The 25,711-nt window shown below is 71.9% G+C and carries 20 protein-coding genes and 1 riboswitch; of the genes, 10 read left to right on the forward strand and 10 right to left on the reverse strand.

Going from position 1 to position 25,711, the window contains the following annotated elements; all coding sequences use genetic code 11:
• Positions 1 to 96 precede the first annotated feature (96 nt).
• Positions 97 to 966: a universal stress protein gene (locus ACFY2Z_RS14375; RefSeq protein ID WP_390744481.1), complete on the forward strand. Its 870-nt coding sequence runs from the start codon at positions 97 to 99 to the stop codon at positions 964 to 966.
• Between the two features lie 99 nt (positions 967 to 1,065).
• Here the strand turns inward: ACFY2Z_RS14375 and ACFY2Z_RS14380 are convergent, their stop codons facing one another.
• The 4 genes from ACFY2Z_RS14380 to ACFY2Z_RS14395 all read right to left on the reverse strand — a co-directional run bounded on the left by ACFY2Z_RS14380 (position 1,066) and on the right by ACFY2Z_RS14395 (position 7,874).
• Positions 1,066 to 1,821, reverse strand: a complete 756-nt coding sequence (locus tag ACFY2Z_RS14380) for a dienelactone hydrolase family protein (protein WP_390744482.1) — start codon at positions 1,819 to 1,821, stop codon at positions 1,066 to 1,068.
• A gap of 206 nt (positions 1,822 to 2,027) precedes the next feature.
• The gene (locus ACFY2Z_RS14385) at positions 2,028 to 4,553 is read right to left on the reverse strand and encodes a SpoIIE family protein phosphatase (protein WP_390744483.1); all 2,526 of its coding nucleotides are present in this window, start codon (positions 4,551 to 4,553) and stop codon (positions 2,028 to 2,030) included.
• Positions 4,554 to 4,807: 254 nt separating this feature from the next.
• Positions 4,808 to 6,685: an AMP-dependent synthetase/ligase gene (locus ACFY2Z_RS14390; RefSeq protein WP_390744484.1), complete on the reverse strand. Its 1,878-nt coding sequence runs from the start codon at positions 6,683 to 6,685 to the stop codon at positions 4,808 to 4,810.
• A gap of 238 nt (positions 6,686 to 6,923) precedes the next feature.
• Positions 6,924 to 7,874 (reverse strand): TauD/TfdA dioxygenase family protein, encoded by a 951-nt coding sequence (locus tag ACFY2Z_RS14395; protein ID WP_390744485.1) that lies wholly within the window; start codon positions 7,872 to 7,874, stop codon positions 6,924 to 6,926.
• A 236-nt stretch (positions 7,875 to 8,110) separates the two neighbouring features.
• On the opposite strand from ACFY2Z_RS14395, the gene efeU reads away from it, so the two are divergent.
• Together efeU and efeB are read left to right on the forward strand one after the other, a co-directional pair.
• Positions 8,111 to 10,252 (forward strand): iron uptake transporter permease EfeU, encoded by a 2,142-nt coding sequence (gene efeU, locus ACFY2Z_RS14400; RefSeq protein WP_390744486.1) that lies wholly within the window; start codon positions 8,111 to 8,113, stop codon positions 10,250 to 10,252.
• 47 nt (positions 10,253 to 10,299) lie between these two features.
• On the forward strand, positions 10,300 to 11,580 hold the full coding sequence (gene efeB, locus ACFY2Z_RS14405; protein WP_390744487.1) for an iron uptake transporter deferrochelatase/peroxidase subunit: 1,281 nt from the start codon (positions 10,300 to 10,302) through the stop codon (positions 11,578 to 11,580).
• Between the two features lie 29 nt (positions 11,581 to 11,609).
• On the opposite strand, the gene ACFY2Z_RS14410 is transcribed toward efeB, so the two are convergent.
• The gene (locus tag ACFY2Z_RS14410; protein ID WP_390744488.1) at positions 11,610 to 12,629 is read right to left on the reverse strand and encodes an LLM class flavin-dependent oxidoreductase; all 1,020 of its coding nucleotides are present in this window, start codon (positions 12,627 to 12,629) and stop codon (positions 11,610 to 11,612) included.
• 224 nt (positions 12,630 to 12,853) lie between these two features.
• Here ACFY2Z_RS14410 and ACFY2Z_RS14415 point away from each other — a divergent pair, with 224 nt between their 5' ends.
• Positions 12,854 to 13,366, forward strand: a complete 513-nt coding sequence (locus tag ACFY2Z_RS14415) for a hypothetical protein (protein ID WP_390744489.1) — start codon at positions 12,854 to 12,856, stop codon at positions 13,364 to 13,366.
• Here ACFY2Z_RS14415 and ACFY2Z_RS14420 read toward each other — a convergent pair.
• Complete coding sequence (locus ACFY2Z_RS14420) at positions 13,347 to 14,162, reverse strand: ABC transporter permease (RefSeq protein WP_390744490.1); 816 nt, start codon at positions 14,160 to 14,162, stop codon at positions 13,347 to 13,349. The genes ACFY2Z_RS14415 and ACFY2Z_RS14420 overlap by 20 nt on opposite strands.
• Positions 14,159 to 15,103: an ABC transporter ATP-binding protein gene (locus ACFY2Z_RS14425; RefSeq protein ID WP_390744491.1), complete on the reverse strand. Its 945-nt coding sequence runs from the start codon at positions 15,101 to 15,103 to the stop codon at positions 14,159 to 14,161. The genes ACFY2Z_RS14420 and ACFY2Z_RS14425 overlap by 4 nt, the downstream gene beginning before the upstream one ends.
• 197 nt (positions 15,104 to 15,300) lie before the next feature.
• On the opposite strand from ACFY2Z_RS14425, the gene ACFY2Z_RS14430 reads away from it, so the two are divergent.
• The 3 genes from ACFY2Z_RS14430 (at position 15,301) to ACFY2Z_RS14440 (ending at position 19,243) form a co-directional block, all read left to right on the forward strand.
• The gene (locus ACFY2Z_RS14430) at positions 15,301 to 15,489 is read left to right on the forward strand and encodes a hypothetical protein (protein WP_390744553.1); all 189 of its coding nucleotides are present in this window, start codon (positions 15,301 to 15,303) and stop codon (positions 15,487 to 15,489) included.
• A 107-nt stretch (positions 15,490 to 15,596) separates the two neighbouring features.
• Positions 15,597 to 16,958 (forward strand): lectin, encoded by a 1,362-nt coding sequence (locus tag ACFY2Z_RS14435; RefSeq protein ID WP_390744492.1) that lies wholly within the window; start codon positions 15,597 to 15,599, stop codon positions 16,956 to 16,958.
• Between the two features lie 62 nt (positions 16,959 to 17,020).
• The gene (locus ACFY2Z_RS14440; RefSeq protein WP_390744493.1) at positions 17,021 to 19,243 is read left to right on the forward strand and encodes an RICIN domain-containing protein; all 2,223 of its coding nucleotides are present in this window, start codon (positions 17,021 to 17,023) and stop codon (positions 19,241 to 19,243) included.
• 80 nt (positions 19,244 to 19,323) lie between these two features.
• Here the strand turns inward: ACFY2Z_RS14440 and ACFY2Z_RS14445 are convergent, their stop codons facing one another.
• The 3 genes from ACFY2Z_RS14445 to ACFY2Z_RS14455 all read right to left on the reverse strand — a co-directional run bounded on the left by ACFY2Z_RS14445 (position 19,324) and on the right by ACFY2Z_RS14455 (position 23,682).
• A complete protein-coding gene (locus ACFY2Z_RS14445) occupies positions 19,324 to 20,688 on the reverse strand; it encodes an FAD-dependent oxidoreductase (RefSeq protein WP_390744494.1) in 1,365 nt (454 codons plus the stop codon).
• Between the two features lie 104 nt (positions 20,689 to 20,792).
• Complete coding sequence (locus ACFY2Z_RS14450; RefSeq protein WP_390744495.1) at positions 20,793 to 21,821, reverse strand: PP2C family protein-serine/threonine phosphatase; 1,029 nt, start codon at positions 21,819 to 21,821, stop codon at positions 20,793 to 20,795.
• A 298-nt stretch (positions 21,822 to 22,119) separates the two neighbouring features.
• The gene (locus ACFY2Z_RS14455; protein ID WP_390744496.1) at positions 22,120 to 23,682 is read right to left on the reverse strand and encodes an NlpC/P60 family protein; all 1,563 of its coding nucleotides are present in this window, start codon (positions 23,680 to 23,682) and stop codon (positions 22,120 to 22,122) included.
• Between the two features lie 7 nt (positions 23,683 to 23,689).
• Positions 23,690 to 23,862, reverse strand: a riboswitch (cyclic di-AMP (ydaO/yuaA leader).
• 390 nt (positions 23,863 to 24,252) lie between these two features.
• Between ACFY2Z_RS14455 and ACFY2Z_RS14460 the strand changes: the two genes are divergently transcribed.
• The 3 genes from ACFY2Z_RS14460 (at position 24,253) to ACFY2Z_RS14470 (ending at position 25,698) form a co-directional block, all read left to right on the forward strand.
• Positions 24,253 to 24,780: a hypothetical protein gene (locus ACFY2Z_RS14460; protein ID WP_390744497.1), complete on the forward strand. Its 528-nt coding sequence runs from the start codon at positions 24,253 to 24,255 to the stop codon at positions 24,778 to 24,780.
• 110 nt (positions 24,781 to 24,890) lie between these two features.
• The gene (locus ACFY2Z_RS14465) at positions 24,891 to 25,094 is read left to right on the forward strand and encodes a hypothetical protein (protein WP_390744498.1); all 204 of its coding nucleotides are present in this window, start codon (positions 24,891 to 24,893) and stop codon (positions 25,092 to 25,094) included.
• A 106-nt stretch (positions 25,095 to 25,200) separates the two neighbouring features.
• Positions 25,201 to 25,698, forward strand: coding sequence for an SHOCT domain-containing protein (locus ACFY2Z_RS14470; RefSeq protein ID WP_390744499.1), 498 nt, complete (start codon positions 25,201 to 25,203; stop codon positions 25,696 to 25,698).
• Positions 25,699 to 25,711 lie beyond the last annotated feature (13 nt).

Raw genomic sequence — 25,711 nt, forward strand, 5'->3', positions numbered from 1 at the left:
CATCGTATGTTCGATCGACCGGTTTCGCCTCGGAACCCGGCGAGCATCGAAACCGGTAGCGTGTGATCACCGGAGCGCGAACGAGGAGGCAGCCGTATGACCCGCCCCGTCACCGTGGGAGTGGACGGATCACCGGAGAGCGTCGCCGCGGCGGCCTGGGCGGGCCGCGAGGCGGTACGCCGCGACCTCCCGCTGCGGATCGTGCACGCCTGGCAGTGGCAGTCGTACGACCTCGCCCCCACCGCCGACCGGGACGCCCAGGCCGCGTGGGCGGGGCAGCTCGCGCAGGAGACCCGGGCGACGATCGCCGAACGACACCCGGGGCTGACCGTGACGGCTGAGGCCGTGGAGGGCGGGTCCGTGGACACGCTGACGGCGGAGGCGGCCGCAGCCGAACTGCTGGTGCTGGGCTCGCGCGGGCACGGCGCCCTCGTGGGCTTCCTGCTGGGCTCGGTGGGCCGGCAGGTGATCGCCGAGTCCGCCGCGCCGGTGGTGCTCGTGCGCTCGGACGACCGGGCCACGGCCGAGGCGGCGGGCCGGCAGATCGTCGTCGGCCAGCACGGGGATCCCGAGGACGGCGCGGCCGCCCTCGGGTTCGCCTTCGCGACCGCCGCGGCCCGCGGAGCGGCCGTGCGCGTCGTACGGGCCTGGAGCCTGCCGCCCGTGTTCGCCTACAGCCCGGCCTCGCTGAAGCTCCTCGACGAGGCCGGCGGTCTGGAACCGTACGAGCGCAAGGCGCTGGACGAGGCGCTACGGCCCTGGCGGGAACGTTTCCCGGACGTACCGGTGACCGAGCAAGTGGAGATGGGCAGCGCGGGCCAGGTCCTGCTGGAGGCGGCCGCCGGCGCTCAGCTCGTGGTGGTGGGACGGCACGCGAGCCTGCCCGTCGGAGCGCGCATCGGCTCGGTGGCGCACGCGCTGCTGCACCACGCGCCCTGCCCCGTGGCGGTCGTACCCCCCGCCTGATCCGGCCGGGCGCACCGGGCTTCGGACCGCGGGCGCCCGCCCCGGCACGGCTCGAAGACCTGCCCGGGCGGTCACCTCACCCCGTCGCGCGGACCGTTCCTACAGGGCGCGGTCCAGGAGGGCCAGCAGCTCCGTCCAGTGGCGCTCCGCCGCCTCGGCGTCGTAGTGCGAGGTGTCGGCCTGGGTGAAGCCGTGCGGGGCGTCGGGATAGACCTCGCACCGGTGGCGCACTCCCGCCTCCGTGAGTGCCTTCTCCAGCCGCTCGATCTGCTCCGGCGGCAGTGAGGAGTCGTGGTCCGCGTGGCCGAAGTAGGCCTCCGCGGTGATGCGGTGGGCCACCAGGTGCGGGCTGTCGGGGGAGTCGGTGGCCAGCCGTCCGCCGTGGAAGCCGGCCACGGCGGCGATGCGCTCCGGGTAGGTGCCGGCGGCACGCAGGGAAAGCCGGGCGCCCATGCAGTAGCCGGTGACCCCGACGGGCCCGTCGGCGGCCTGCGGGCAGTCGGCCAGCCAGCGCAGATAAGCGTCGGCATCGCGGTCGGCGACGTCGGGCGTCAGCTCCTGGATGAGCGGCATGAGCTGCTGGAAGAGCTCCGGGCGCTCGGACGTGTCGATGAACTCGGGCAGCTCCACGACGGGAGCGCGCCCGTGCCGGTAGTAGAGATTGGGGACGAGGACGGTGTAACCGTTCCCGGCCAGGCGGTCGGCCATCGCCTTCAGACCGGGGCGCAGTCCGAAGGCGTCCATGTAGAGCAGGACCGCGGGGTGGGGGCTGTGGTCGTCCGGGTAGGCCAGATAGGCATCGGCCGTACCGTCCGGGGTGGGGATGTCCACGGACGTTCCACGAACGGCGGTCATAAGGGGTTCTCCTGCCTCTCGATGCCAGGCCGCAGGCGGTACGGCCGGGCCTGCGGACAACATCATCGCAACGCCGTCCGGCGCCCCGCGCCCGGGATCACCTCGGGGCGGCTCGCACCCGGGAATGTTCATGCGGATGGCGCGATGTACGTCGGCGGCGCCCGCACCACCGGCCGGAACTCGCGCCGCGCACGGCGGCGTTCGCGCTACGCCTCACCGAGGACGTCGTCGATGCCCTCCGTGCCGTGGAGGCGGGTCGCGAGGAGGATCGCGATGTCGTCGGGACGGTCCGCCGTGTGCCGGGCCCGTTCGGTGAGCCGGTCCGCGATCCCCGTCAGCGACAGGCCGCCCCGGCGGTGGGTGTCGTACTTCGCGCGAGACAACTCGGCGCGCAGCGCTTCGACCCCCTCGTCGATGTCGGCTCCCGGCCGCTCCACCAGGCCGTCGGTGTACAGCGCGAGCACGGCACCGGGTTCCAGCCGCAGATGGGTCACCGGGTAGCTGGCCTTGGGGTCCACTCCGAGCACCAGTCCGCCGGGCAGGTCGAGGACGTCGGTGCGACCGTCCGGATGGCGCAGCAGCGGCTGCGGATGCCCGGCCCGCGCGGCCCGGGCGTGCCCCGTGACCGGGTCCAGCCGGACATAGCAGCAGCTGGCGAACTGGCCCGGATCGAGGTCGATCAGCAGCCGGTTGGTGCCGCTCATCACCTGGTGCGGGGCGTGGTCGCCGAAGGCGAACGCCCGGACGGCGCTCCGCAGTTGCCCCATGGTGGCCGCGGCCTGCACCCCGTGCCCCTGGACGTCGCCGATGACCAGGGCCAGCCCGTCGCCGGCCTCGATGACGTCGTACCAGTCGCCGCCCACGTCCATGCCCTGGGTGCCGGGCAGATAGGTACCCGCCGTCTCCACCTGGGGGTGGGTGGACAGCCGGTGCGGCAGCAGGGCCTCCTGCAGTCCGCGCGCGAGGGCGGCCTCGGAGTCGTAGCGCCGTGCGCGTTCCAGCGCCTGCGCGATCAGCCCGGCCAGCGCGGTGAGCACCGTGCGCTCCTCGTCGCTGAAGACGCGGGGGCTCTCGAAGCCGAGGGTGCAGGAGCCCACCGGCCGTCCGGAGGCGATCAGCGGCAGGAAGGCCCGGGAGCCCTCGGTGGTGTCCAGCGGGAGGGCCGGGTACGCGGCCGCGAACTGCTGCATCGACTCGAAGAACAGGGGGCGGCCCGTGGTGAGGGTGTCCACCCCCGGCAGCCTGGCGTCGAGCCCTGCTCCGTCGAACTGCGCGAGGTACCCGGCCGGGAAGCCCGTCTCCCAGGCCAGGTACAGATGCCGCTCCTGCAGCAGATGGATGGCCAGCCGGTGGCCGCCGAACGCGGGCAGCAGCTCGCGCATCACCACTTCGGACACCTGGCGCGCGGTCACGGCCTCGGACAGCGCGATCGCGAGGATGACGGGGCGGTACACCGGCGCCGCCGCGTCCCAGGGGCTCAGCTGGTCCGCCGTTCTGTTCGACGCCTCGCTCAGCGAAGCCGTGTCGGCGGTGTGCCCGAACGGCATCACCCGACAGGTCAGGACATCCGTGCCCGGATAGACCGAAAGGGTGAGCCAGTCGCCGTCCCCCTCCCCGTCGGCGCCCTCCACGGGACGGCGGACCTGGAAGTGCACCGGCTCCGGAGCCAGCAGCGCCGCCCGCAGATGGTCCTCGTACGCGGGCCGGTCCAGCCAGGGCAGCGCGTACCAGAGGTGCCGGCCCACCAGGTCCTGCGGCGAGCTGCCGAGCAGGTCGCCGGCGCGCGGGTTGACGTAGGTGATCAGGCCCATCCGGTCGAAGGCGAACACGCCGTCGGGCAGCAGGTCCGTGGCTCCCTGTGCGGCGGGGCCGGTTCCCGGATCGACCACGAGACCCCCGACCCGGTGCGGGCCTCCAAGCGCCGGGTTCTCCGCCCAGAACTCCAGCAGACGCTGTCCGCCGTCCTTGGCCCGCACCCGCAGCGGGCGGCTCGGCGGGCAGCCCCCCGCGGTCTCTCGCAGTGCCGACAGCACCAGGCGCGCGTCGTCCGGCGAGACTGCCTCGGCGAGCGCCTCGGGCGACCCGGCGAGGTCCTGCACGGCGCCGCCCGACAGTTCCTGGAAGGTGTCGTCCCCGGTCACCGTCGCCTCGGCCGGGTCCCAGACGAAGTGCCCGATACGGCTGCGGAGCCGGGCGGCGGCCGGGGGGCGCACACACAGCGGCGGGCCGTCCCAGACCACCGGGTCCCCGGCCTTCTCCACGGCACCGAGGGCCTCGGCGAGGCGTTCCGCGGTCGCCATCATCCGGTCCATATCGGGCAGTGCCTCGATGGCGTCCGGCCCCGAGGGGCGCAGCACCATGAGGACGCCGTACGTCGTCGTGGCGCCCACCACGGGCACGTACACCGAGCCGAAGCGGAACGGCAGCCCGGCCGCCAGCTGGGGGTAGCGCCGCATCGTCTCCGTGGCGTCGTTGAGCACCACCGGGACCCCGAGCCGGAACGCGTCCGCGACGGGGAACGGCCGGTCCAGATGCAGCCGTGACCACGGCCGGAACAGGCTCGCGGGCAGCCCGGCGAGCACGGCCAGACGCAGCACCTCTGGCGTGCTCGAGCGCAGGTACATCCCGCCCACCAGGCCGCCGGCGGCGTGGATCGCGTCTGCCACGGCGCCGGTCAGCACGGCGGTGGCCGTCCCGGGCGCGCTGTCCGCGCTCTCGGCGCTCCCTTGCATCGGTCTGCCCTCGTCACGGGCCGTCGGGTCGGGTAACACAGCAAGAATGCGCCGTATCGCCCCGCATGCGCATCCGGACGACCTGGGGGCACTCTCCCGCCGTGCACCGGATCGGGGCGGCGGGGCCGTGGACGGGCCGTGCGGGTCCGCCGGTGCCGGAACGAACGGCACCGCCCGCCCGGGTGTGCCGTCGGCGGGGTGACGGGCCCCGACTCGCGGCGAGCGTGCCCTGTCGCGCCGGGACGCGGGCCTGTCTACCTCACCCGGCGGAACACATCGTCGGAGGCGTCGTCCCAGGCGGGCGGGTCCTCCCCCCTCCGCTCGCGGGGGATGCGCGACGAGGACTGGTACATGGCGTCGATCTCGACCGCGTACCGGCGTACGACGGCGTCCCGGCGCAGCTTCATCGACGGCGTCAGCAGTCCGCTCGCGACATCGAAGGGCTCCGGCAGGATCCGGAAGACCCGGATCGACTCGGACCGGGACACCGTGGTGTTGGCCGCGGCCACCGCCCGGGTGATCTCCTGCCGCAGGGCGTTCTCCTCCCGGGCCTCCCGCCCCGCCGTGTCGCCCTGGGTGAACAGACCGCCGCGCCAGTGCGCCACGAACTCGGGGTCGAGGGTGATCAGGGCGCCCACACAGGGCCGGTTGTCGCCCACGACCACGGCCTGGTGAATGAGCGGATGCGCGCGCAGCCGCTCCTCGAGCGCCGCCGGAGCCACGCTCTTGCCGCCGCTCGTGACGATGATCTCCTTCTTGCGGCCCGTGATGGACAGATAGCCGTCGGAGTCCAGCTGCCCGAGATCGCCGGTGGCCAGCCAGCCGTCCCGCAGCGTGGCACGGGTGCCGGCGTCGTCGTTGACGTACCCCTGGAACACCGACGCCCCGCGCACCAGGATCTCCCCGTCCTCGGCCACCCGTACCTCGACCCCAGGCAGCGGGCGCCCCACGGTGCCGGACTTCTCCCGCCCGAGGGGCTGCACGGTGATGCCCCCGCCCGTCTCGGTGAGTCCGTAGCCGTCATGGACGGAGATCCCGATACCGGCGTAGAACAGGGCGAGTTCACGGTTCAGCGGCGATCCGCCGGAGACGGCGCCGTACACCCGGCCGCCCAGTGCGGCGCGCAGCTTGCGGTACACCGCCTTTTCGTACAGGGCGTGCTGAAGCTTGAGATCGATGCCGGGGCCGGACCCCGCTCCCATCCGCTGCCGCTCCATGGCCAGGGCGTAGTCCTGGGCCGTGCGCACGGCCCGCTCGAACAGGGCGCCGCGGCCCGCCTGCTGGGCGGTGCGCAGGAAATTCTTGTAGAGCTTCTCGAAGACGAACGGGACCGCGTACAGATAGGTGGGGCGGAAGCTCTGGAACGCGGCTGCCAGGACGTCCGCGTTGAGCTCGGGCTCATGGCCCATGAGCAGTCCGCCGCGCAGGCACAGCCCCTGGATCATCAGCCCGTACACATGGGAGAACGGCAGGAAGGCGAGAATGGCCGGCTGCTGGCCGGGCGGTGCTCCGGTGTGTCCCCACCCGGCCAGGATCGTGTCGCAGGGGGCCGCCAGATTGCGGTGGCTCAGGGCGCAGCCGCGGGGGCGGCCGGTGGTGCCGGAGGTGTAGGCGACGACCGCGGTGGAGTCCGGCAGCACGATCCGGCGGAGCGAGTCGACGGTGGTGGCGGGCACCGGACGGCCCCGCAGTACGAGTGCCTGCACAGCGCCGGAGTCCAGCTGCCACACGTGCCGCAGCTGGGGGAGCGAGGCGCAGACCGAGCCGACGGTCATGACGCCCTGCTCGTCCTCGACGACGACCGCGACGCAGTGCGCGTCCCTGAGGATCCACTCGACCTGTTCGTGCGAGGACGTCGGGTAGATCGGTACGACCTCGGCCCCGATCGCCCAGAGCGCACAGCTGAAGAGGGTCCACTCGTAACGGGTGCGCGCCATGACCGCCACCCGGTTGCCGGGGCGGATGCCCGAGGCGACGAGTCCCCGGGCCAGATCGACCACTTCGTCGCGGAGTTCGCTCGCCGTCATCTGGGTCCAGGGCGCTTCGGCGGGACCGATGCGGCGGGCGATCAGCGGCAGGCCGGGGTCCCGGCTCGCCGTGTCGAAGACGCTGTCCGCAAGTCCCCCCGACATGACCGGGCCTGACGCCGTCATTGGGGCGGCCGCCCGGGCGTTCCCGAAGTCGCGCATGCGCCGTTCACGAGCCCTTCCTGCGACGCCCCCGACGCGTGCGGCATCGGCGGAGCTCGAATCTAGCCGAGGTCGCCGCCCGACGGGGAGGGAACCGACAAGGAACCCACCGCAATCGGGAGTACGGGCGCCACGGGGCCGAGAGGCGCCCGTCCGGGGGCGCCCGGTGCCGGCCGCCGGCTCACCAGCGGCCGGGCTCCGTACCGGTGACGGGCTCCGAGGGACGGCCGTCCGGACCCACCGGGACCTCGCCCGCGAGCATCACCCGGTGCATGATGCGGGGGTGCTCCGGGGTGACGAGATCGCCGGGGGCGAGATGGATGGTGGCGCGGTTGTCCCAGAAGGCGACGCTGCCGGGCTCCCAGCGGAACCGGACCGTGTACTCGGGGCGGGTGGCCTGTTCCAGCAGCATCTGGAGCACATGAGCGCTCTCGGCGCGCGAGAGCCCGCGAATCTGCTCCACGTAGTAGCCGTTGACGAACAGCGACCGCTCGCCGGACTCCGGGTGCACACGGACGAGAGGATGCTCGGAGGCCACCTGGTGGTCCAGCAGATGACGCAGATACGCGTCGTCGCCGGGCCGCGCCTGGTAGCCGACGCCGAGCCGGTGCTCGGCCCGCAGACCGTCCACGAAACGCCGTACGGGCTCCGAGAGGCCCGCGTAGGCGGCGGCCAGATTCGACCACTGGGTGTCCCCGCCGTACGGCGGCACGGTCTCGGCCCGCAGGATGGTCGCCGCGGGCGGATCGATACGGGCGCCGTGGTCGCAGTGCCAGCCCCGCAGCAGGGAGTGGCGTCGGCGCCGCAGCCACTCGTCGTGCTCCATGCCGTAGCGGCCGCCCAGTTCCAGCCGGTCGGCCGTGGTCTCGACCTCCGGGAAGTCCGCGGGCGAGGCGCTGCCGCGCCGGCCCGGCACGACGGGGTCGCCGAACCGCCGAGCGAGCGCGACGTGCGCGGCATGGTCCAGCTTCTGGTCCCGGAAGAACACCACCTTCCAGCGGAGTACGGCCGACCGGATCGCGGTCACCGTCGCGCCGTCCAGGTCGCCGGCCAGATCGACCCCGCTGATCTCGGCGCCGATGCGGCCCGCGACGGGCCTCACCGAGATCCCGGTTGCGCTCTCCGTCGTCATACGGCCTCCGTCGGTCGTGCGGGCGGATGTCACGGGCCCAGCATGGCCCGTCCCGGACCCGTGCGAAAGATCACACGGACCCCGTGCGCCCCGCCTCGCACAGGTCCTTTTGCCGTTCCATTACCACCTCTTGGGCGATTGACGACACACCTGTAGTCATGATGGTTCGGCACAAGTAAGGCATGCCTTCGCTAACCTGCACGACCGTCGGCGGGGGGTGTGCCGGGGAGGGCCGTATGTGGGATGACGCGTTTCCGAGCTTTCTCATCGGACTGAGGGAAGGGCTCGAAGCGGGACTCATCGTCTCCCTCCTGATCGCGACCCTTGTGCGGGCGGACGCCAAGTCCCGGCTGCCCCAGGTGTGGACGGGAGTCCTGGCCGCGATCGCGCTCGCCCTGAGCTTCGGCGCGGTGCTGACGTTCACCGCCGCGTCCCTGTCGGCCACCGCCCAGGAGGCGTTCGGCGGCACCCTCAGCGTGATCTCCGTCGCGTTCGTCACCGCCATGGTGTTCTGGATGCGCCGCTCGGCCCGCAGCCTGTCCGGCGAGATCAAGCAGAAGGTCACCCAGGCGCTCGCGATGGGCGCGGGCATGCTGGTGGTCACCTCGTTCCTCGCGGTGGGCCGCGAGGGCCTGGAGACGGCGCTGTTCCTGTGGACCACGGCCCGTGCGGCGGGCGAGTCCGCCGGTCCGCTGACCGGGGCCGGCATCGGCCTGGTCCTCGCGGCAGGCCTGTGCTGGGGCCTGTACCGCCGGGTCCTGAAGATCAACCTGACCAGGTTCTTCACCGCCACCGGAGCGGTCCTCGTCGTGATCGCGGCGGGTGTGCTCGGCTACGGTCTGCGCGATCTGCAGGAGGGCGGGGTGCTGCCCGGCAAGAGCGCGTACGCCGTCGATCTGAGCGGCAGCATCGACGCGGGCTCCTGGTACAGCACCCTCGTCCAGGGCGTGTTCAACCTGACGCCGACGATGACGTGGTTGCAGGTCGCGGTTTATGTCGCCTATCTCGCCACGGTGATGACCCTGTTCGTGCGCGGCCTGCGCACCGCCCCGTCCGCCAAGCCCGAGCCCGCGGGGAAGGCGCCGGAGGTGTCCGAGGTCGCCGCGAAGGCCGACGAGCAGCCCGAGACCGCCGTAAAGGCCGACGAGAAGCCCGACGCCGCGCAGGCGCCCGGGTCCCGGCCCGCCCCGCGTGCCCCCGAGCCGGTCGCCCCCGAGCGTCGCCGTCCCGTCTGGGTGGTGCCCGTCGCCGTCGTCGCCGTGCCCTCCGTGCTCGCCGGGCTCACCGTCGCCCTCAGCGGCTCGAAGCCCGCGGGCGCCCAGACGGTCGCCGTCTCGGAGACCGACTGCGGCAAGGGCTTCAGCGCGCCCCGGCCCGGCCGGCAGACCTTCCAGATGCACAACACCGGGAACAAGACCTCGGAGGTCTATCTCGTCGACCCCGCCAGCAACGCGGTCTACGGCGAGATCGAGGGACTGGCCCCCGGGACCACCCGCGACCTCGTCGCCACGGTCGCCGGCGGCAGCTACGCCTGGCGCTGCGTGCCCACCGGCGGCAAGGCCGTCACCTCCCAGGCCGTCCGCGTCACCGGCGGCGGCGGAGCCAAGGCCGTCGTACCCGTCTCCGAGAACGACCTCGCCGCGCCCCTGAAGGCGTACAAGGCGTACGTCGGCCAGGGCCTGGCCACCCTCGTCACCCAGACCGGGAAGCTGAACGACGACATCGCCGGCAACCACCTCGACACCGCGCGCACCGACTGGCTGACCGCCCACCGCACCTACTCCTCGCTCGGCGCCGCCTACGGCACCTTCGAGGACTTCGACAAGAAGATCAACGGTCGGGCCGACGGGCTCCCCGGCGGGGTGAACGACCCGGACTTCACCGGCTTCCACCGGGTCGAGTACGGGCTGTGGCACGGCCAGTCCGCCGACCAGCTGAAGGGCCCGGCCCAGCAGCTCGCCGACGCGGCCGCGGGGCTGCAGAAGGCGTTCCCCACGCAGACCTTCGACCCCGGCGACCTGCCCCTGCGCGCCCACGAGATCCTGGAGAACACCCTTCAGTTCGAGCTCACCGGCGACACCGACCAGGGCAGCGGCACCGAACTGGCCACCGCGGACGCCAACCTGTCCGGCACCCGTGAACTCCTCACCGTGCTCACGCCCCTGCTCACCAGCCGCGCCCCGCATCTGCTCCCCACCGTCGACACGGACATCGACCGGGTGCAGAAGCTGCTCGACGGCGCCCATCAGGGCGACTCCTGGACCCCCGTGGACCACCTCGACGCGACCACCCGCGACCGGCTGAACGGGGCCACCGGACAGCTCCTCGAGGACCTCGCCCCCGTTCCGGACCTGCTGGAGATCCGGAAGTCCGCCTGATGGCCGATCCGCGCACGAACCACATGACCACCGAAGGGAACCTCCGCATGCCGTCCGCCGAAACGCCCGCCCACCCGGGCGGCTGCCCTGCCGGTGCCGGCCGTCGCTCCTTCGTGAAGACGGCCCTGGGCGCGGGCGCCGCCGGCGCCGCCCTGGCGGGCGGCGGGTTCGCCCTCAGCCAGGCGGGCGCCGGCGAGGCCCGCGCCGCGGACGACACCGACTCCGCGAAGGTCGCCTTCCACGGCATCCACCAGGCGGGCATCATCACCCCCGCCCCGGCCGCGGCCACCTTTGTGTCCCTCGACGTCATCGCCGACAGCCGCCAGGAACTCACCGACCTGTTCCGGACCATCACCGAGCGGGCCCGCTTCCTCACCGCCGGCGGCACCCCGGAGGACCTGGGCGTCGGTGCCCCGCCCTCCGACAACGGCATCCTCGGGCCGGAGGTCCCCGCCGACGCGCTGACCGTCACCGTCGGCGTCGGCGCCTCCCTCTTCGACGACCGCTACGGTCTCGCCGCGGCCAAGCCCCGGCGGCTCACCCCGATGCGCACGTTCCCCAACGACAACCTCCGGCCGGCCGAGTGCCACGGCGACCTGTCCCTGCAGATCTGCGCCGCCCGCCAGGACACCGTGCTGCACGCGCTGCGCGACATCGCGCGGCACACCCGGGGCGCGATGCAGATCAAGTGGCGCATCGACGGCTTCCAGAACGCGCCCCGCCCTTCCGGTGCCCAGCGCAATCTGCTCGGCTTCAAGGACGGCATCGCCAACCCGGACGTCAGCTCCGCCCGTGAGACGAACCGTCTGATCTGGGTGGGCGAGGGACAGGGCGAACCCGCCTGGGCCACCGGCGGCAGCTACCAGGTCATCCGGATCATCCGGATGCTGGTGGAGTTCTGGGACCGGGTCTCGCTGACCGAGCAGGAGAAGATGTTCGGCCGCCGGAAGGACACGGGCGCCCCGCTGGACGGTGCCAAGGAGACCGACACGCCCAACTACGCCAAGGACCCGCAGGGCACGGCCATCCCGCTCGACGCCCACATACGCCTCGCCAACCCTCGCACCGAGCGCACGGACAGCTCCCGCATCCTGCGGCGCGGCTACAACTACGACCGGGGCATCGACAGCGTCGGCAACCTCGACATGGGACTGGCCTTCTGCTGCTACCAGCAGGATGTGCAGCGCCAGTTCGAGGCGACCCAGACGCGGCTGATCGACGAGCCTCTCGTCGACTACATCTCCCCGACCGGGGGCGGCTACTTCTTCGCCCTCCCCGGCGTGAAGAACTCCTCGGACTGGCTGGGACGCGGACTGCTGACGGCCTGAGGGCCCCCGGCCCCGGCCGTCGCGGCCCCTCAGCCGGCCGGCCGCCAGCCGAGTGCCGGGCCCAGCCGGGTCGCGATGTCGGTGAGGATCTGCACATAGTCCTCGTGCTCGAAGGTGAACGGCAGGGCGAACGCCACCTCCGTCACCTCCCGGAACGCGGCGTGCGCGTACAGCTGTTCGGCGACCCGCTCGGACGGCCCGACGAGGTCCGGCGCGAACATCATCCGTGCCGGACCCTGCGGGGCCGCCGTGCGCGGCATCCGCTGCGCCGCGTACGCCTCGTACTTGGCGCGCTGTTCCGGCGAGGCGCTGTCGGTGGGGATGACGACCAGGCCCTGCGAGACCCGGGCGCGGTCGCCGTCGGGGTGCTGGGCGCGGAACGCGCGGATGTGCGAGAGCTGCACCTCGGCGAAGTCCTCCGACTCCTCCGCCTTGACGACGCTGCTGGTCAGCAGGTTCATCCCGTGCTCGCCCGCCCACCGGGCCGAGCGCAGGCTCCCGCCGCCGTACCACATGCGCCTGCCGAGGCCGGGGGACACGGGCTGCACCCGGTCGGAGAACACCTCGATGCCCTCCACGCCGCTGAAGTCGGTGGCGGGCTTTCCGCGTACGAAGTCCAGCAGCCGCTGCACGCGCTCGTAGCCGAAGTCCTCGGTCTCGGCGGTGCGCGGGTAGAGCGCCTGCTTCACATGGTCGTAGTGCATCGGCGGGCCCACGCTGACCCCGGGATTGAGCCGGCCTCCGGAGAGGATGTCGACGGTCGCCAGATCCTCGGCCAGCCGCAGCGGGTTCTCCCAGCCCAGGGGGATCACCGCCGTGCCCAGCTCGATCCGGCTCGTACGCTGGGAGGCGGCGGCGAGCACGGCGACGGGGGAGGAGATCCCGTACTGCAGATGGCGGTGGCGCACCCAGGCGCTGTCGAAGCCGAGCCGCTCGCCCAGCTCGATGATCTCCAGCGTCGACTCGTGCCCGCGGCGGGGATCGGCCTCGTCGAACAGGCCGATGGTGAGAAAGCCGAGCTTCTCCAGCGGTGTCGAGGTCGGCGGCACAGGGCTCCTCCAGGGTCCATGGCAGCTGCGGCGTACGCCGTTGCCTCGTTCGATTCTCTCAGGTGATCGTTGCGCGGGTGTGACGAGGCGCGTGCCGCGCCCGGTGCCCGAGGAAGATCTCTTCCCGTGGCCGCGGCACAGGTCCCTTCGAACAGGCGGGGGATGAGGGCAGCCCGTTCCGTGCCGGTGAGGGGACGGGACGGCCGGACCCGAGGGGGGACCCCGTGGAACACGAACACATCGCCAAGGACTTCGCCCGGTTACGTGCCGACGAGTTCGGCTATCTCGACGCCGGCGGACACATCTACCTCGACCACACCGGAGCCGGACTGCTCCCGCGTTCCCTGGTCACGGGCAGCGCGGAGCGGATCACCGGCGGTCTGTTCGGCAACCCCCACTCCGAGAGCCCCGCCTCCCGCTCCTCCGGCCGGCTGCCGGCCGAGGCCCGGCGGGCGGTACTTCGCCACTTCCGCGCGGACCCGGCCGAGTACACGGTGGTCTTCACGTCCATCTGGAGGTGCTGGGCCTGCCCTCGGCGGGTGCGGTCCGCGTCTCCCTGGGAGTGTCGTCCCAGCCGGGGGACGTGGACGCGTTCCTGCGCCTCCTGCGTGAGACCTACCGCGACCGGACCCCGGCCCCCGACGGCCTGCCGGCGCGGGCGGGCTGCTGAACACGTCGGCGGGGGCGGGGTGTCGTGGCCGCGCCGGGGCTGCGGGATCAGGCGTCCCGTCGTCTGAGGGCCACCCCCGCCCCGGCCAGCGCCAGCAGTGCGTACAGACAGAACACCGCGAACCCCGTCCAGGGCGCCAGGGTGTGGGGTTGCTGCTGCACATGGACGAGGCCCTGGCCGGCCGTGCTCGGCAGATACGGGTTGATGGTGTCGAGCCATGACGAGGGGAGCGCCTGGGCGAGCAACGGCAGCACCAGCAGCAGACCGAACAGGGTGGCGATACCGCCCGCCGTGCTGCGGATCAGCGCGCCCAGGGCCACTCCGATCACACCCACCACGGTCAGATACAGACCCGCGCCGAGGACCGCGCGCAGCACGCCGGGGGAACTCAGCGAGGTTCCCCGGTGCGCGCCGGACAGTGCGAACTGCCCCAGCAGGAACGCCCCGAGGGCCGCTGTCGTCATCGACACCCAGGCGAGCGCCGCGTACACCAGGGCCTTGGCCCACAGCACGGGAAGGCGGCGCGGCACCGCGGAGAGCGAGGACCAGATCATCCCGGTCGCGTACTCGCCGCTGACCACCAGCACACCCAGGACGCCCACGGCCAACTGGGCCAGGAAGAACCCGCGCAGACTGACCAGCGTCGGATCGAACGCGAGTCTCTCCTCGGGCGGCAGCCGGTCCCAGCGCACGGCGGTGAAGTAGCTGAACAGAAAGCCCAGGCCCGTCATCGCGACAACGGCCGCGAGCAGCGTGAACACAGTGGAGCGCAGCGACCGTAGCTTGATCCACTCGGAGCGGATCACCCGCAGCTGGGTGACGTGGCCCCGCTCCGCCTCGGGAATCGCCGTGGCCGTCGTCATACCGCACGCCCTCTCCCGGCCGCACCGACAAGTTGCGCCGCCGGTGCCTGGTACTCCACGGCGTCCCGGGTCAGTTCCATGAACGCCTCCTCCAACGACGCCCGCTGTGGCGTCAGTTCGGCCAGGGCGACGCCGTGGTCGGCCGCGATCCGCCCGATCCGCTCGCCGGCGAGCCCCGTGACCTGCAGCACCCCCGGCTCCTGCGACACGACGGACACGTCCGGGCCGGCGAGCAGGGCGGCCAGCCGCCCCGCCTCGTCCGTGCGCACCCGCACCACGTCCCCGGCGGCCCGGGCGATGAACTCCGCGACCGATGTGTCGGCGATCAGCCGCCCCCGCCCGATCACGATCAGATGCTCGGCCGTCAGCGCCATCTCCGACATCAGATGCGAGGACACCAGGACCGTACGCCCCTCGGCGGCCAGCTTCTTCAGCAGAGTGCGGATCCAGACGATGCCCTCGGGGTCGAGGCCGTTGACCGGCTCGTCGAGCAGTACCGTCGCCGGGTCGCCGAGGAGCGCGCCGGCGATGCCCAGCCGCTGCCCCATGCCCAGCGAGAAGGCGCCGACCCGTTTTCTCGCCACCTCGCGCAGCCCGACCAGGTCGATCACCTCGTTCACCCGGCGCCGGGTGATGCCGGTGGTCGCGGCGAGCGCGAGCAGATGGTGATAGGCGCTGCGCCCGGTGTGGACCGAGCGCGCCTCCAGCATCGCCCCCACCTCGTGCAGCGGCGCCCGGTGTTCGGCGTAGCGCCTGCCGTTGACGAGGGCCCGGCCCGAGGTGGGTGCGTCCAGCCCGAGGAGCATCCGCATCGTGGTGGACTTGCCGGCCCCGTTGGGCCCGAGGAACCCGGTCACGACGCCGGGGCGCACGGCGAAACTCAGGTCGTCGACGGCGGTTCGCGCTCCGTACCGCTTGGTGAGGGAGCGGGCCTCGATCATGACGTGTCCTCGGTCATGCTCTCCACCCTCGTACGCGCCCGGCCGCCTGTCGCGCGGGACTGCTCCGCCCGGAGGCGACTCGCGCCCCTCCACGCGACGCCGCTCGCCGTCCACGCGTCGACCGGCCCTCACCGGCGCGACCGCCGATGTCCGCCGTGTCGCAAGGGTTCCGCGGTGTCGTTCCGGTGCGTTGTTCTATGCATGACAAGCTTGCCCGCGACAGGCTGAGCTGGGCCGACTTCGGCCGCGCCCACTTCGGTCTGCGGGACGACACCCTCGCCTCCCGCCTGGCGAAGGCCGAGTCCTCCGGGATCCCGTTCGACCCGAACGCCCGACGGAACCGGCCGGCGTCCGGAGCGGGCGGGTGCAGGCCGGTGATTCCATGAGTCAACCAGTGGTCCGGACCAAGGACTTGACACTCCATTAGTTCACTCCTTAAATCGCGGTTTGAAGTAACTCTCACCTCACCCCCCACGTGAAGAAAGGGAGAGTCATGCGCACCCCTACCGCCGTTCGCGCCGCTTTGGCCGTGTCCCTGCTGGCACTGTCCGCAACCGCCCTGTCCGCGTCCCCCGCTGCCGCCGCCACCGGAGCCGTCACCGGTCTCGCGGGCAAGTGTCTCGACGTCGCCGGGGCCAACTCGGCCGACGGAACGCCCGTCCAGCTCTACGACTGCAACGGCACCGCGGCCCAGCAGTGGACGGTCGGCACCGACGGAACCCTCCGCGCCCTCGGCAAGTGCCTGGACGTGACCGGCAATTCGACCGCCGACGGCGCCCGCGCCCAGCTGTGGTCGTGCACCGGCGGCGCGAACCAGGAGTGGACCGTCACCGCCGCCCACGACATCGTCAACCCGCAGGCGAACAAGTGCCTGGACGTCACGGGCAACAACTCCGCCAACGGCACCCCCACCCAGATCTGGAGCTGCACGGGCGGCGCCAACCAGAAGTGGACGGCTCCCGCGGCCGGCGGCACCACCCCCGCCGCACCGATGGCCGTGGCCCCGTACCTCTACAACGGCTGGGGGAGCCCGCCGAGCCCGACCACGATCACCAACGCCACGGGCGTCAAGTGGTTCACCCTGGCCTTCGTCCTCAGCAACGGCTACTGCAATCCCCAGTGGGACGGCAGCCGCCCGCTGACCGGCGGTGTCGACCAGCAGACGGTCAACACGGTCCGGGCGAACGGCGGCGACGTGATCCCGTCCTTCGGCGGTTACAGCGGCAACAAGCTGGAGAGCTCCTGCTCCAGCGCGGGCGAACTCTCGGCCGCCTACCAGAAGGTGATCAACACCTACGGGCTGAAGGCGATCGACATCGACATAGAAGCCGACGCCTACAGCAACCCGACCGTCCAGCAGCGCACGGTCGACGCCCTGAAGACCGTGAAGGCGAACAACCCCGGACTGAAGGTGTACGTCACCATCGGCACCGACCAGAGCGGCCCCGACACCAGCCTGATCAACCGGGCCGCGGGATCGGGCCTCACGGTGGACAGCTGGACCATCATGCCGTTCGACTTCGGCGGCGCCGGCCAGAACATGGGCACGCTGACCCTGCGCGCGGCCGAGGGCCTGAAGTCGGCGCTGAAGAGCGCCTACGGCTACAGCGACGACCAGGCCTACCGCGACATGGGCATCTCCTCGATGAACGGCGTCACCGACCAGAACGAGACCGTCACCGTCGCCGACTTCCGCACCATCCTCGGCTACGCACAGCAGCACCATCTGGCGCGGCTCACCTTCTGGTCCGCCAACCGCGACCGCCCGTGCACGGGCGGCCCGGCCGACAGCTGCTCCGGCGTGAGCCAGCAGGACTGGGACTACACCCGCGTCCTCGCCGCCTACACCGGCTGACCGAGGCCCGTCCCACCCCCCACCCCCGTCATGGCCGGCCACCGGCCGGCCCAGGAGAAACCGTGCTTCGCTCCCTCATCCATCCCCCGGCGGGCCGCCGCCGGGGCGCCCGCCCCCGTACGGCGGCCGCCCTGGCGCTGGTCACCGCCGCCTCGGCGCTGACCCTCGGCTCCACGGCCGCCCCCGCCTCCGCCGCACCGGCCGGCCTGCCCGACGGCTATGCGACCGTCGTGAACAGCGGCAGCGGCAAGTGTCTCGACGCCCGCGCCGCGGCCACCGCCAACGGCACCGTCGTCCAGCAGTACAGCTGCAACAACTCAACGGCCCAGCAGTGGAGTTTCACCGCCACCGGCGACGGCTACGTCCGTATCGACAACCGCAACGACCCCGCGCAGGTCGTGGACGTGACCGATGTGTCCACCGCGGACAGCGCGCCCGTCCAGCTCTGGACGTACGGCGGCGGCGACAACCAGCAGTGGCAGCCGGTCGACGAGGGCGGTGGCGCCTATCACTTCGTCAACCGGCACAGCGGCAAGTGCCTCGACGTCCCGGCCGCCTCGATCGCGGACAGCGTCCAACTCGCCCAGTACACCTGCAACGGCACCGCCGCCCAGCGCTTCCAGGTGGCCCCCGTTGCCTCCACGCCCGGGGACGTCGACCTCGGCCCGAACGTGGTCGTCTTCGACCCGTCCATGTCCTCGTCCACCATCCAGAGCCGGCTCAACTCCATATTCCAGCAGCAGGAGACGAACCAGTTCGGCTCCCAGCGCTACGCCGTGCTCTTCAAGCCCGGCACCTACAGCAACGACGTCAACGTCGGCTTCTACACCCAGGTCCTCGGGCTCGGTCTGTCACCCGACGCGGTCACCATCAACGGCGCCGTGCACGCGGAGGCCGACTGGTTCCAGGGCAACGCCACCCAGAACTTCTGGCGCGGCGCCGAGAACCTCTCGGTCGACCCGACCGGCGGCACCGACGGCTGGGCGGTGTCCCAGGCCGCCCCGTACCGCCGGATGCATCTGCGCGGCAACCTGGCGCTGGACGACGGTGGTTGGTCGAGCGGCGGCTATCTGGCGGACAGCAAGATCGACGGGCAGGTGCGCTCCGGCACCCAGCAGCAGTGGCTGACCCGCAACTCCCAGCTCGGCAGCTGGACCGGAGCCAACTGGAACATGGTCTTCGTCGGCAGCCAGGGAGTTCCGTCGACGAGCTTCCCCAACCCGCCGTACACCACGGTCGACCGCAGCCCGGTCACCCGGGAGAAGCCGTTCCTCTACGTCGACGGCGCGGGCGCCTACCGGGTGTTCGTACCGTCCGTGCGCACCGACTCGACGGCCACCAGCTGGGCCTCCGGTGCCCCCGCGGGCAGCTCGCTGTCCCTGGACCAGTTCTACGTCGTCAAACCCGGCGCGACCGCCGCGCAGCTGAACGCGGCCCTGGCCGCGGGCAAGAACCTCCTGGTCACCCCTGGTGTCTACCATCTCGACCAGACACTGAAGGTCACCCGTCCCGACACCGTGGTGCTCGGTCTGGGCCTTGCCACCCTCGTCCCCGACAACGGCATCACCGCCATGACCGTCGCGGACGTGGACGGTGTCGATGTCGCGGGTCTGCTGTTCGACGCCGGAACCACCAACTCGCCGACCCTGATGGAGGTCGGGCCGTCCGGTGCCTCGGCCTCCCACGCCGGCGACCCGACGTCCCTGCACGACGTCTACTTCCGGGTCGGCGGCGCCGGAGTCGGGAAGGCCACCACGAGCCTGGTGGTCAACAGCCGCAACGTCATCGGCGACCACATGTGGATCTGGCGCGCCGACCACGGCAGCGGGGTGGGCTGGACACAGAACACGGCGGACACGGGCCTGATCGTCAACGGCGACGACGTGACGATGTACGGCCTGTTCGTGGAGCACTTCCAGAAGTACCAGACGATCTGGAACGGCAACGGCGGCCGCACGTACTTCTACCAGAACGAGATGCCGTACGACCCGCCGAACCAGGCGGCCTGGATGAACGGCTCCACCCAGGGCTACGCGGCCTACAAGGTGGCGAACTCGGTCACCAGCCACCAGGCGTACGGGCTCGGCAGCTACTGCTACTTCAGCGCCAACCCGGGCGTCACGGCGGAGCACGCCTTCGAGGTGCCTCACACGCCGGGCGTCCAGTTCCATGACATGGTGACCGTCTCGCTGGGCGGCACGGGAACGATCCGGCACGTCGTCAACGACCGGGGTGGACCGTCCGACGCGTCCACGAACGTGGCGAACCTGGTCTCCTACCCCTGACCGGTCCGCATGGAGACCGCCGGCCGGGACGTCCGGCCGGCGGTCACGCCGTCCCGCCGCGGCGGGACGGCGTCGTGCGCTCAGGCTCCGCTCTCGCGGAGCATGTCCTCCCGCTCGACGAGCTTCACACGCTCACGGCCCTGCGGCGCGCCGAGCGCCTTCTCCGCGGCGTCGAGGCGGTACCAGCCCTCCCAGGTGGTGAAGCGGATGTTCCGCTCGGCCAGGAACGCCTCCACCGCCTCGGGCGCCGGGGAGGCCGGCGTGTGCAGCCGCCCGTTGGCGTGGTCGTCCAGCAGATTGGCCACCGTCTCGTTGGCGTCGCCCTTGGTGTGACCGATCAGGCCCACCGGACCGCGCCGGATCCAGCCGGTGACATAGGTGGACTGCAGGTGCTCGCCGCTCTCCTCGATGACGCGCCCGCCCTGGTCCGGAACGGTGCCCGACGCGAGGTCCCAGGGCAGCTTGGGCAGCGGGTCGGACAGATAGCCGACCGCACGGTAGACCGCGGTCACGTCCCAGTCCCGGAACGTGTCCGTGCCCTTGACGTTGCCGGTGCCGTCCAGGGCCGTGCGCTCGGTGCGCAGACCGACGACCCTGCCGTCCTCGCCGAGGATCTCGGTGGGCGACTCGAAGAAGTGCAGGAACAACTTGTGCGGCCGGTCGCCGACGTCCCGGATCGCCCAGTTCTCCAGCGTCTTGGCGACCATGTCGGCCTGCTTGTTGCCGCGCCGCGTCGCGATCGACCCCTCGTCGTAGTCGATGTCCTCGGGGTCCACGATGACCTCGATGCTGGGGGAGTGGTCCAGCTCCCGCAGCTCCATCGGGCTGAACTTCGCCTGTGCCGGACCACGGCGGCCGAAGACATGGATCTCCAGGGCCTTGTTGGCCTTGAGACCGTCGTGGACATTCGGCGGGATCTCGGTGGGCAGCAGCTCGTCCGCGGTCTTGGCCAGGATGCGGGCCACGTCGAGCGCGACGTTGCCCACGCCGAGGACGGCGACCTTCTCGGCCGCGAGGGGCCAGGTCCGCGGCACGTCCGGGTGTCCGTCGTACCAGGAGACGAAGTCGGCCGCGCCGTAGGAGCCCTCGAGACCGATGCCGGGTATGTCGAGGGCCCGGTCGGCCGTCGCACCCGTCGAGAAGATCACGGCGTCGTAGAACGCGCGCAGGTCGTCCAGGCTGATGTCGGTGGGGTAGTCGACGTTGCCGAACAGACGTATCTGCGGTTTGTCGAGCACTTGGTGCAGGGCCGTGATGATGCCCTTGATCCGCGGGTGGTCCGGGGCGACGCCGTAGCGGATGAGGCCGAACGGCGCCGGCATCCGCTCGAAGATGTCGACGGACACGCCGGGCTCGGCGGCCACCTCGGACTTGAGCAGGGCGTCGGCGGCGTAGATCCCGGCGGGGCCGGCTCCGACGATGGCTACCCGCAGGGGGCGCGGCATGATCAGGTTCCCTTCGAGCGGTGACAGACGGCTCGTCGGAAACCTTAAACTAAGGCAAACCTTACTTGGTACGCGGGTTGCCTCTATGACGTCATAAGGCGGCCTTATGGGTCGCCCTGGGGCTCCGGGGTGAGGAGGAGCATCGTGGCGTCGTCGCGGACGGATCCGCAGAAGCGTAGGAGATCTTCCCACACTCGCTCGGTCGTCTCGGTGGCCTCGTCGTCGGCGAGCCGGGGGAGCCGGTCGACCAGGGGATAGAACGCGCCGGTCGCGTCCCGTGCCTCCCAGATGCCGTCCGAGGCCAGGAACAGCCGGTCCCCGCCTTCCAGCGTCCGGACGGCCTCGTCGTACGTGCCCCCTTCGCTCAGCCCGATCCCGAGTGGCGTGCCGGAGGACACCTCCAGCTCGGTGGCCTTGCCGTCGTGGAGCAGTACGGGCGCCGGACTGCCGCAGGCGATGATCCGTACCGTCCGGGCGTCGGGGGAGAACTCCAGCAGCACCGCCGTCGCGAACAGCTCCGCGAGCTGGCTGCTCCCCGAGTCCACGAGCAGCCTGCGGTCGAGGCGGGAGGCGACCGAGGGCAGATCGGGCTGGTCGAGCACCGCCTCCCGGAAGGCCCCGAGCAGCGAGGAGACCGTAGAGACCGCCGACAGCCCGTGCCCCTGCACATCGCCCATCACCGCCCGTACCCCGGTGGGACCCTCGCGCACATCGAAGAAGTCGCCGCCGACGAGCGTCCCGCGCTGGGCCGCCCGGTACAGACCGGCGCAGTGGACCGGTCCCACCTGCTCGCGCAGCGGGGGGACCAGCGCGTTCTGGGCCGCCTCCGCGACCGTGCGTTCCACGTTGAGCTGGGCGTCGCGATGGCTGCGCACATACGACACGAACACGCTCAGCACGGCAACGAAGCTGATGGTGAGCAGGTCCGTGCTGCCCGGCCGGTCCAGGTGGAAGACGCGGGTGTGCTGCAGTCCGACGACGAGAAGGCCGAGCGCGGCGGTGGCGGCGGGGCCGTAGGACAGGACGGCGAGCGGCGGGATGGCTCCCAGAAGGAATCCGATGTCCAGCGGCGACGGTGCGGCCAGGCTGACGATGCCCACGACGATGAGCAGGACCACGGGCAGCACCTTCACCCACCAAGGGGGTGGCGCGCCTCTCAGCCAGCCTCGCCGGTCCCCCTTCCGGTGGATCCGCTGGAAACCCGGGCCTTTCACACCCACTACGCTGCTACGCGAAGCCGCCTGCCGCAATGCCGACCGGCCGCCGCGTGACCGGTCCGAACGCGCAGGTGAAGCGCTCGCGGCGGCCGCCGGGACGTCCCTTCGGGCACACTCCGCCACCGGTGATCGACGAGCGGTCGCCCGAGCCCCCGGACGGGTTCCGGCGACGAAGAGCCGGGGGCGAACCGAGTACGGCCGCCCCCTGGTCGCGTCACACGGGCCGCAGCACGCTGTGGATCGCCGCCTCACCCGCGTAGAGGACCGCCTCCTCGCGGATGAAGGCGCCCGGGCCCGGGGCGTGGATCATCATGCCGTTGCCGGTGCACAGGCCGACATGGCTCGCGTCCGGGTTGAAGAACACGAGATCACCGGGCTGGATGTCGGTGAGGGGGACCACCGTGCCGATCAACGACTGGTCGCGGGCCGCACGCGGGAGAGTCACCCCGGCAGCCCTCCAGGCGGCCTGGGTGAGACCGGCGGCGTCGTACGACTCGGGTCCGGCCGCGCCCCAGAGGCAGGGCCTGCCGAGCTGCGCACGGGCGAAGGTGACCGCCTTCGCGTACTTCGTCTCGTACCCCGGCTCCTGCGCCCCGCCCATCCCCAGGGGGAGTCCCGCGCCGGGAACGGCCTCGGCGACGGGAACCGGTTCGGCGGTGAGGAAGGGCTGGGGGGTGGCGGGGAACGGTTCGGGGACGGGGAGGCGGGGTGCGGCGGGCAGGGGTGTTGTGGTGGGGAACGGCTGAGGGGCGGCGAGGAACGGTTCCGGGGTGGGGAGCTGGCCGGCGGCGGGCCAGGGTTCCATGGTCGGAAACGCCTGGGGGTCCGCGGCGAACGGCGTGTTCTCCGTGGCGAATCGAGGGTCCGTCAGCGGATCCGGTGTGAGGGGAGCCGCCGGGACGGTGGTGGAAAGGCCGGTGCCGGGGGAGGTGGCCGGGAAGTCCATGCCGAGGCCGGCGGCCTGCTGCCGCTGCCAGGCCTCCTGGACCGCCGGGCCGTCCTGCCCCTCCGTAGAGCGCCAGGCGTCCGTCGCGGCCGGGGGTTCGACCGCCGGGGACGGCGTGCCCTGCCGCGCGGATCGCTGGGCCAGCAGGTCACGGGCCGCGGAGAGCCTCTGCCGGGTGTGCTCCTTGGCGGTCTCGGGGACGGACGACTCGGGCTCGGTGGCCCCGCCCGGCGTGACCTGGGGACTCTCCGGCAGTCTCGGCGGGGCAGCGGGCAGCGCTGCGACGGGGCCGGCGGTCAGCTCCGCAGCGGGTCCGGCGGTCAGCTCCGCGGCGGGGCGCGCGGCCGGTTCCGCCACGGCGGCGGTCAGCTCCGCCACGGGACGCGCGGCCGGGCCGGCGGTGAGTTCGCGGTCGGGCCGGTCGGCCAGGCCCAGCTCGCGCAGGAGGACGACGAGGTCGCTCACCGGGAGACTCGCCGGCTCCGAGGGCCGGCCCGCGGACGGCCTGTCCGGCATCCTGTCGCGCGGCAGCGCGGCCGGAACGGTCGGGCCCAGCCTCAGGCGCGCCGACTCGAGCCACTGCCGGGCCACGTCGTCGAGGGCGAGGTCGGCGCGTCGGCGATCCTTGTCGAGCACCGGATTGGCACGCCTCTGCGTCCCCGTCGCCACCGCGCGCGTCGCGTTGAAGGTTCCGCTGTCGGTCTCCGCCCGGTCATACAGGCTGTGGATCCGCTGCTGGACCTCGTCGCGGCTCGGCGCGTCGTCCTCGGTGAACCTGCGCCTGCCGGGGAGGTCGAAGCCTCCTGGGCCCGGGGTTCGCTCCGGCGCCATGGGGTCGTACTCCTTCCGTGCTCCGCCTACCGGGTTAGCTGACGGGTTCGGGCGGACGGATCCGGAAGGTATGCCCTACGGCCCCTGCCTCGACGGCAGTTGGACCGATTCACCCCGTGGTCGGTTGGGTCCCCGGTTCCGGCTGTGGTCAAGATGCACCGGATTCGGCGGAGGCCGTGCAACCCGGCGAGGTTCGCCGGAGGGAGTCGCTCGGCCCAGCCGTCAACTTAGCCAACTTGTGTGGCTGGCGTGAAGATTGAAGCGCGAAATGTCCGATACCTAAGTGTGATTTTCGTCCGGACGTTCCCATCGAGCTCCGCTTTTCGCCGATCCACCCCTGGCCCGGCCGTCGCTTTCCGGGCGGAACGGAGTGCGAAGGATTCCCGCGCCGGGTGGGTGACGCCGGGCGCCCCCGGTACCGGTAGGGCGGTCCACCCGCACTGCCGGGGACACCGGCGCCCGATGCGCGATCTCGCCTCGTATTTCTGATATTCCGTTATTCGACTGCTTCAGTACGAGGGTCCGGTGCCCCGGCACGACGAGGCGGAGCGATCAGGAAGGTCATCCCCCATGCGACGCAGGTCCAAGGCGGACGACTCCGACGCCCGGGCGCGCGTCGCCGAACGCCGGGCCCGTGCCGACTACACCGGCGGTGTCTACGGCTCCCTGCTCGCCGCCTCGGTGGTGGTCGGCGCCGGTACCCACGGCCCGGTGCCGCGGGGCGAACTGATGCTGCTGCTGTTGAGTACCGGCGTGGTGTTCTGGATCGCGCATGTCCACGCCCAGCTGTTCGGCGCGCGCCTGGCGCAGCCGCGCCTGGACCGCGCGACCGTTCTGCATGTGTGCCGTGACGAGTGGCCGATCGTCAAGGCCGCCGTCCCGCCGACCGCGGCGGTCGCCGTCAGCCCGCTGCTGGGCCTGGACCTGCGGGGCACGGTCTGGCTGGCGCTCTCCGTGGCCGTGGCCGGGCAGATGGGCTGGTCGGCCGCCGCAGCACGCCATGCCGGGGCCTCCTGGCGCCTGGTGGCCGTGTCCGCCACGATCAACCTGTTGATCGGTCTGCTGATCATCGTGTTCAAGATCGCCGTGAAGGACTGACGGCGGGACGGTTCACCTGCCCCAGGTGAGGTGCGGGGACGCGTCGGAGCGCACCATCACGGGGAGAGGCGCACGCCGCCCGGCCCAGGCCATCCGCGAGAGAGCAGCCCATGCGCTTTGAGATCCGTGTCGACGGGCAGATGTCGGAGACGCTGGCCCAGGCGTTTCCCGAGCTGGAGCACGTCACGATGTCCGGCCAGACCCTTCTGTTCGGCCCCGTCCTCGACGATGCGCAGGTGTACGAGCTGCTGGCCCGCTGCCAGTCCCTCGGACTGCATCTCGTGGAGATGCGCCGGCTGCCGGAGTGGGGGTGACCGCGCCCGCTCACCCGCCCCGGGTGAGGCCCGCCGCCGGATGCCGTGGGCACCCTGAAGGCGCCAGGGGCCGCTGTCGGGGCGCATGCCCGGAACGGAGGAGGAAATGGTCACACAGACGTACCTCGCGTACGACTACCCCCTGCTGAGCGCCTTCTGGACGCTGCTGTGGTTCTTTCTGTGGGTCATGTGGTTCGTCCTGCTCTTCCGGGTCGTCCTCGACATCTTCCGCGACGACTCCATGGGCGGCTGGGCCAAGGCCGGCTGGCTGGTCTTCTGTCTGGTCCTGCCCTTCCTCGGCGTCTTCGCGTACGTCGTCGTCCGCGGCAGGGAGATGGGGCGCCGGGAGATGGCCCAGGCCCGGGCGCAGCAACGCGCCGTCGACGACTACATCCGCGAGACGGCCGGCACCCGCGGGCCCACCAGCGGCGTCGACGAACTCGCCAGGCTCTCCGAGATGCGCGCCCGCGGCGACATCACGGACGACGAGTTCCGCAGGGCGAAGGAGCTGGTCCTGTCGGGCCATGCCGCCGAGACCCGCCCGACGTCCGCACCGGCGCCCACGCCCACCCCTCCGGGTCCCTCCACCCCCTTCACCACCTGAGTGAGGGTGCGGA

This window comes from Streptomyces sp. NPDC001222 (assembly GCF_042896945.1).
Lineage (GTDB): Bacteria > Actinomycetota > Actinomycetes > Streptomycetales > Streptomycetaceae > Streptomyces > Streptomyces gibsoniae.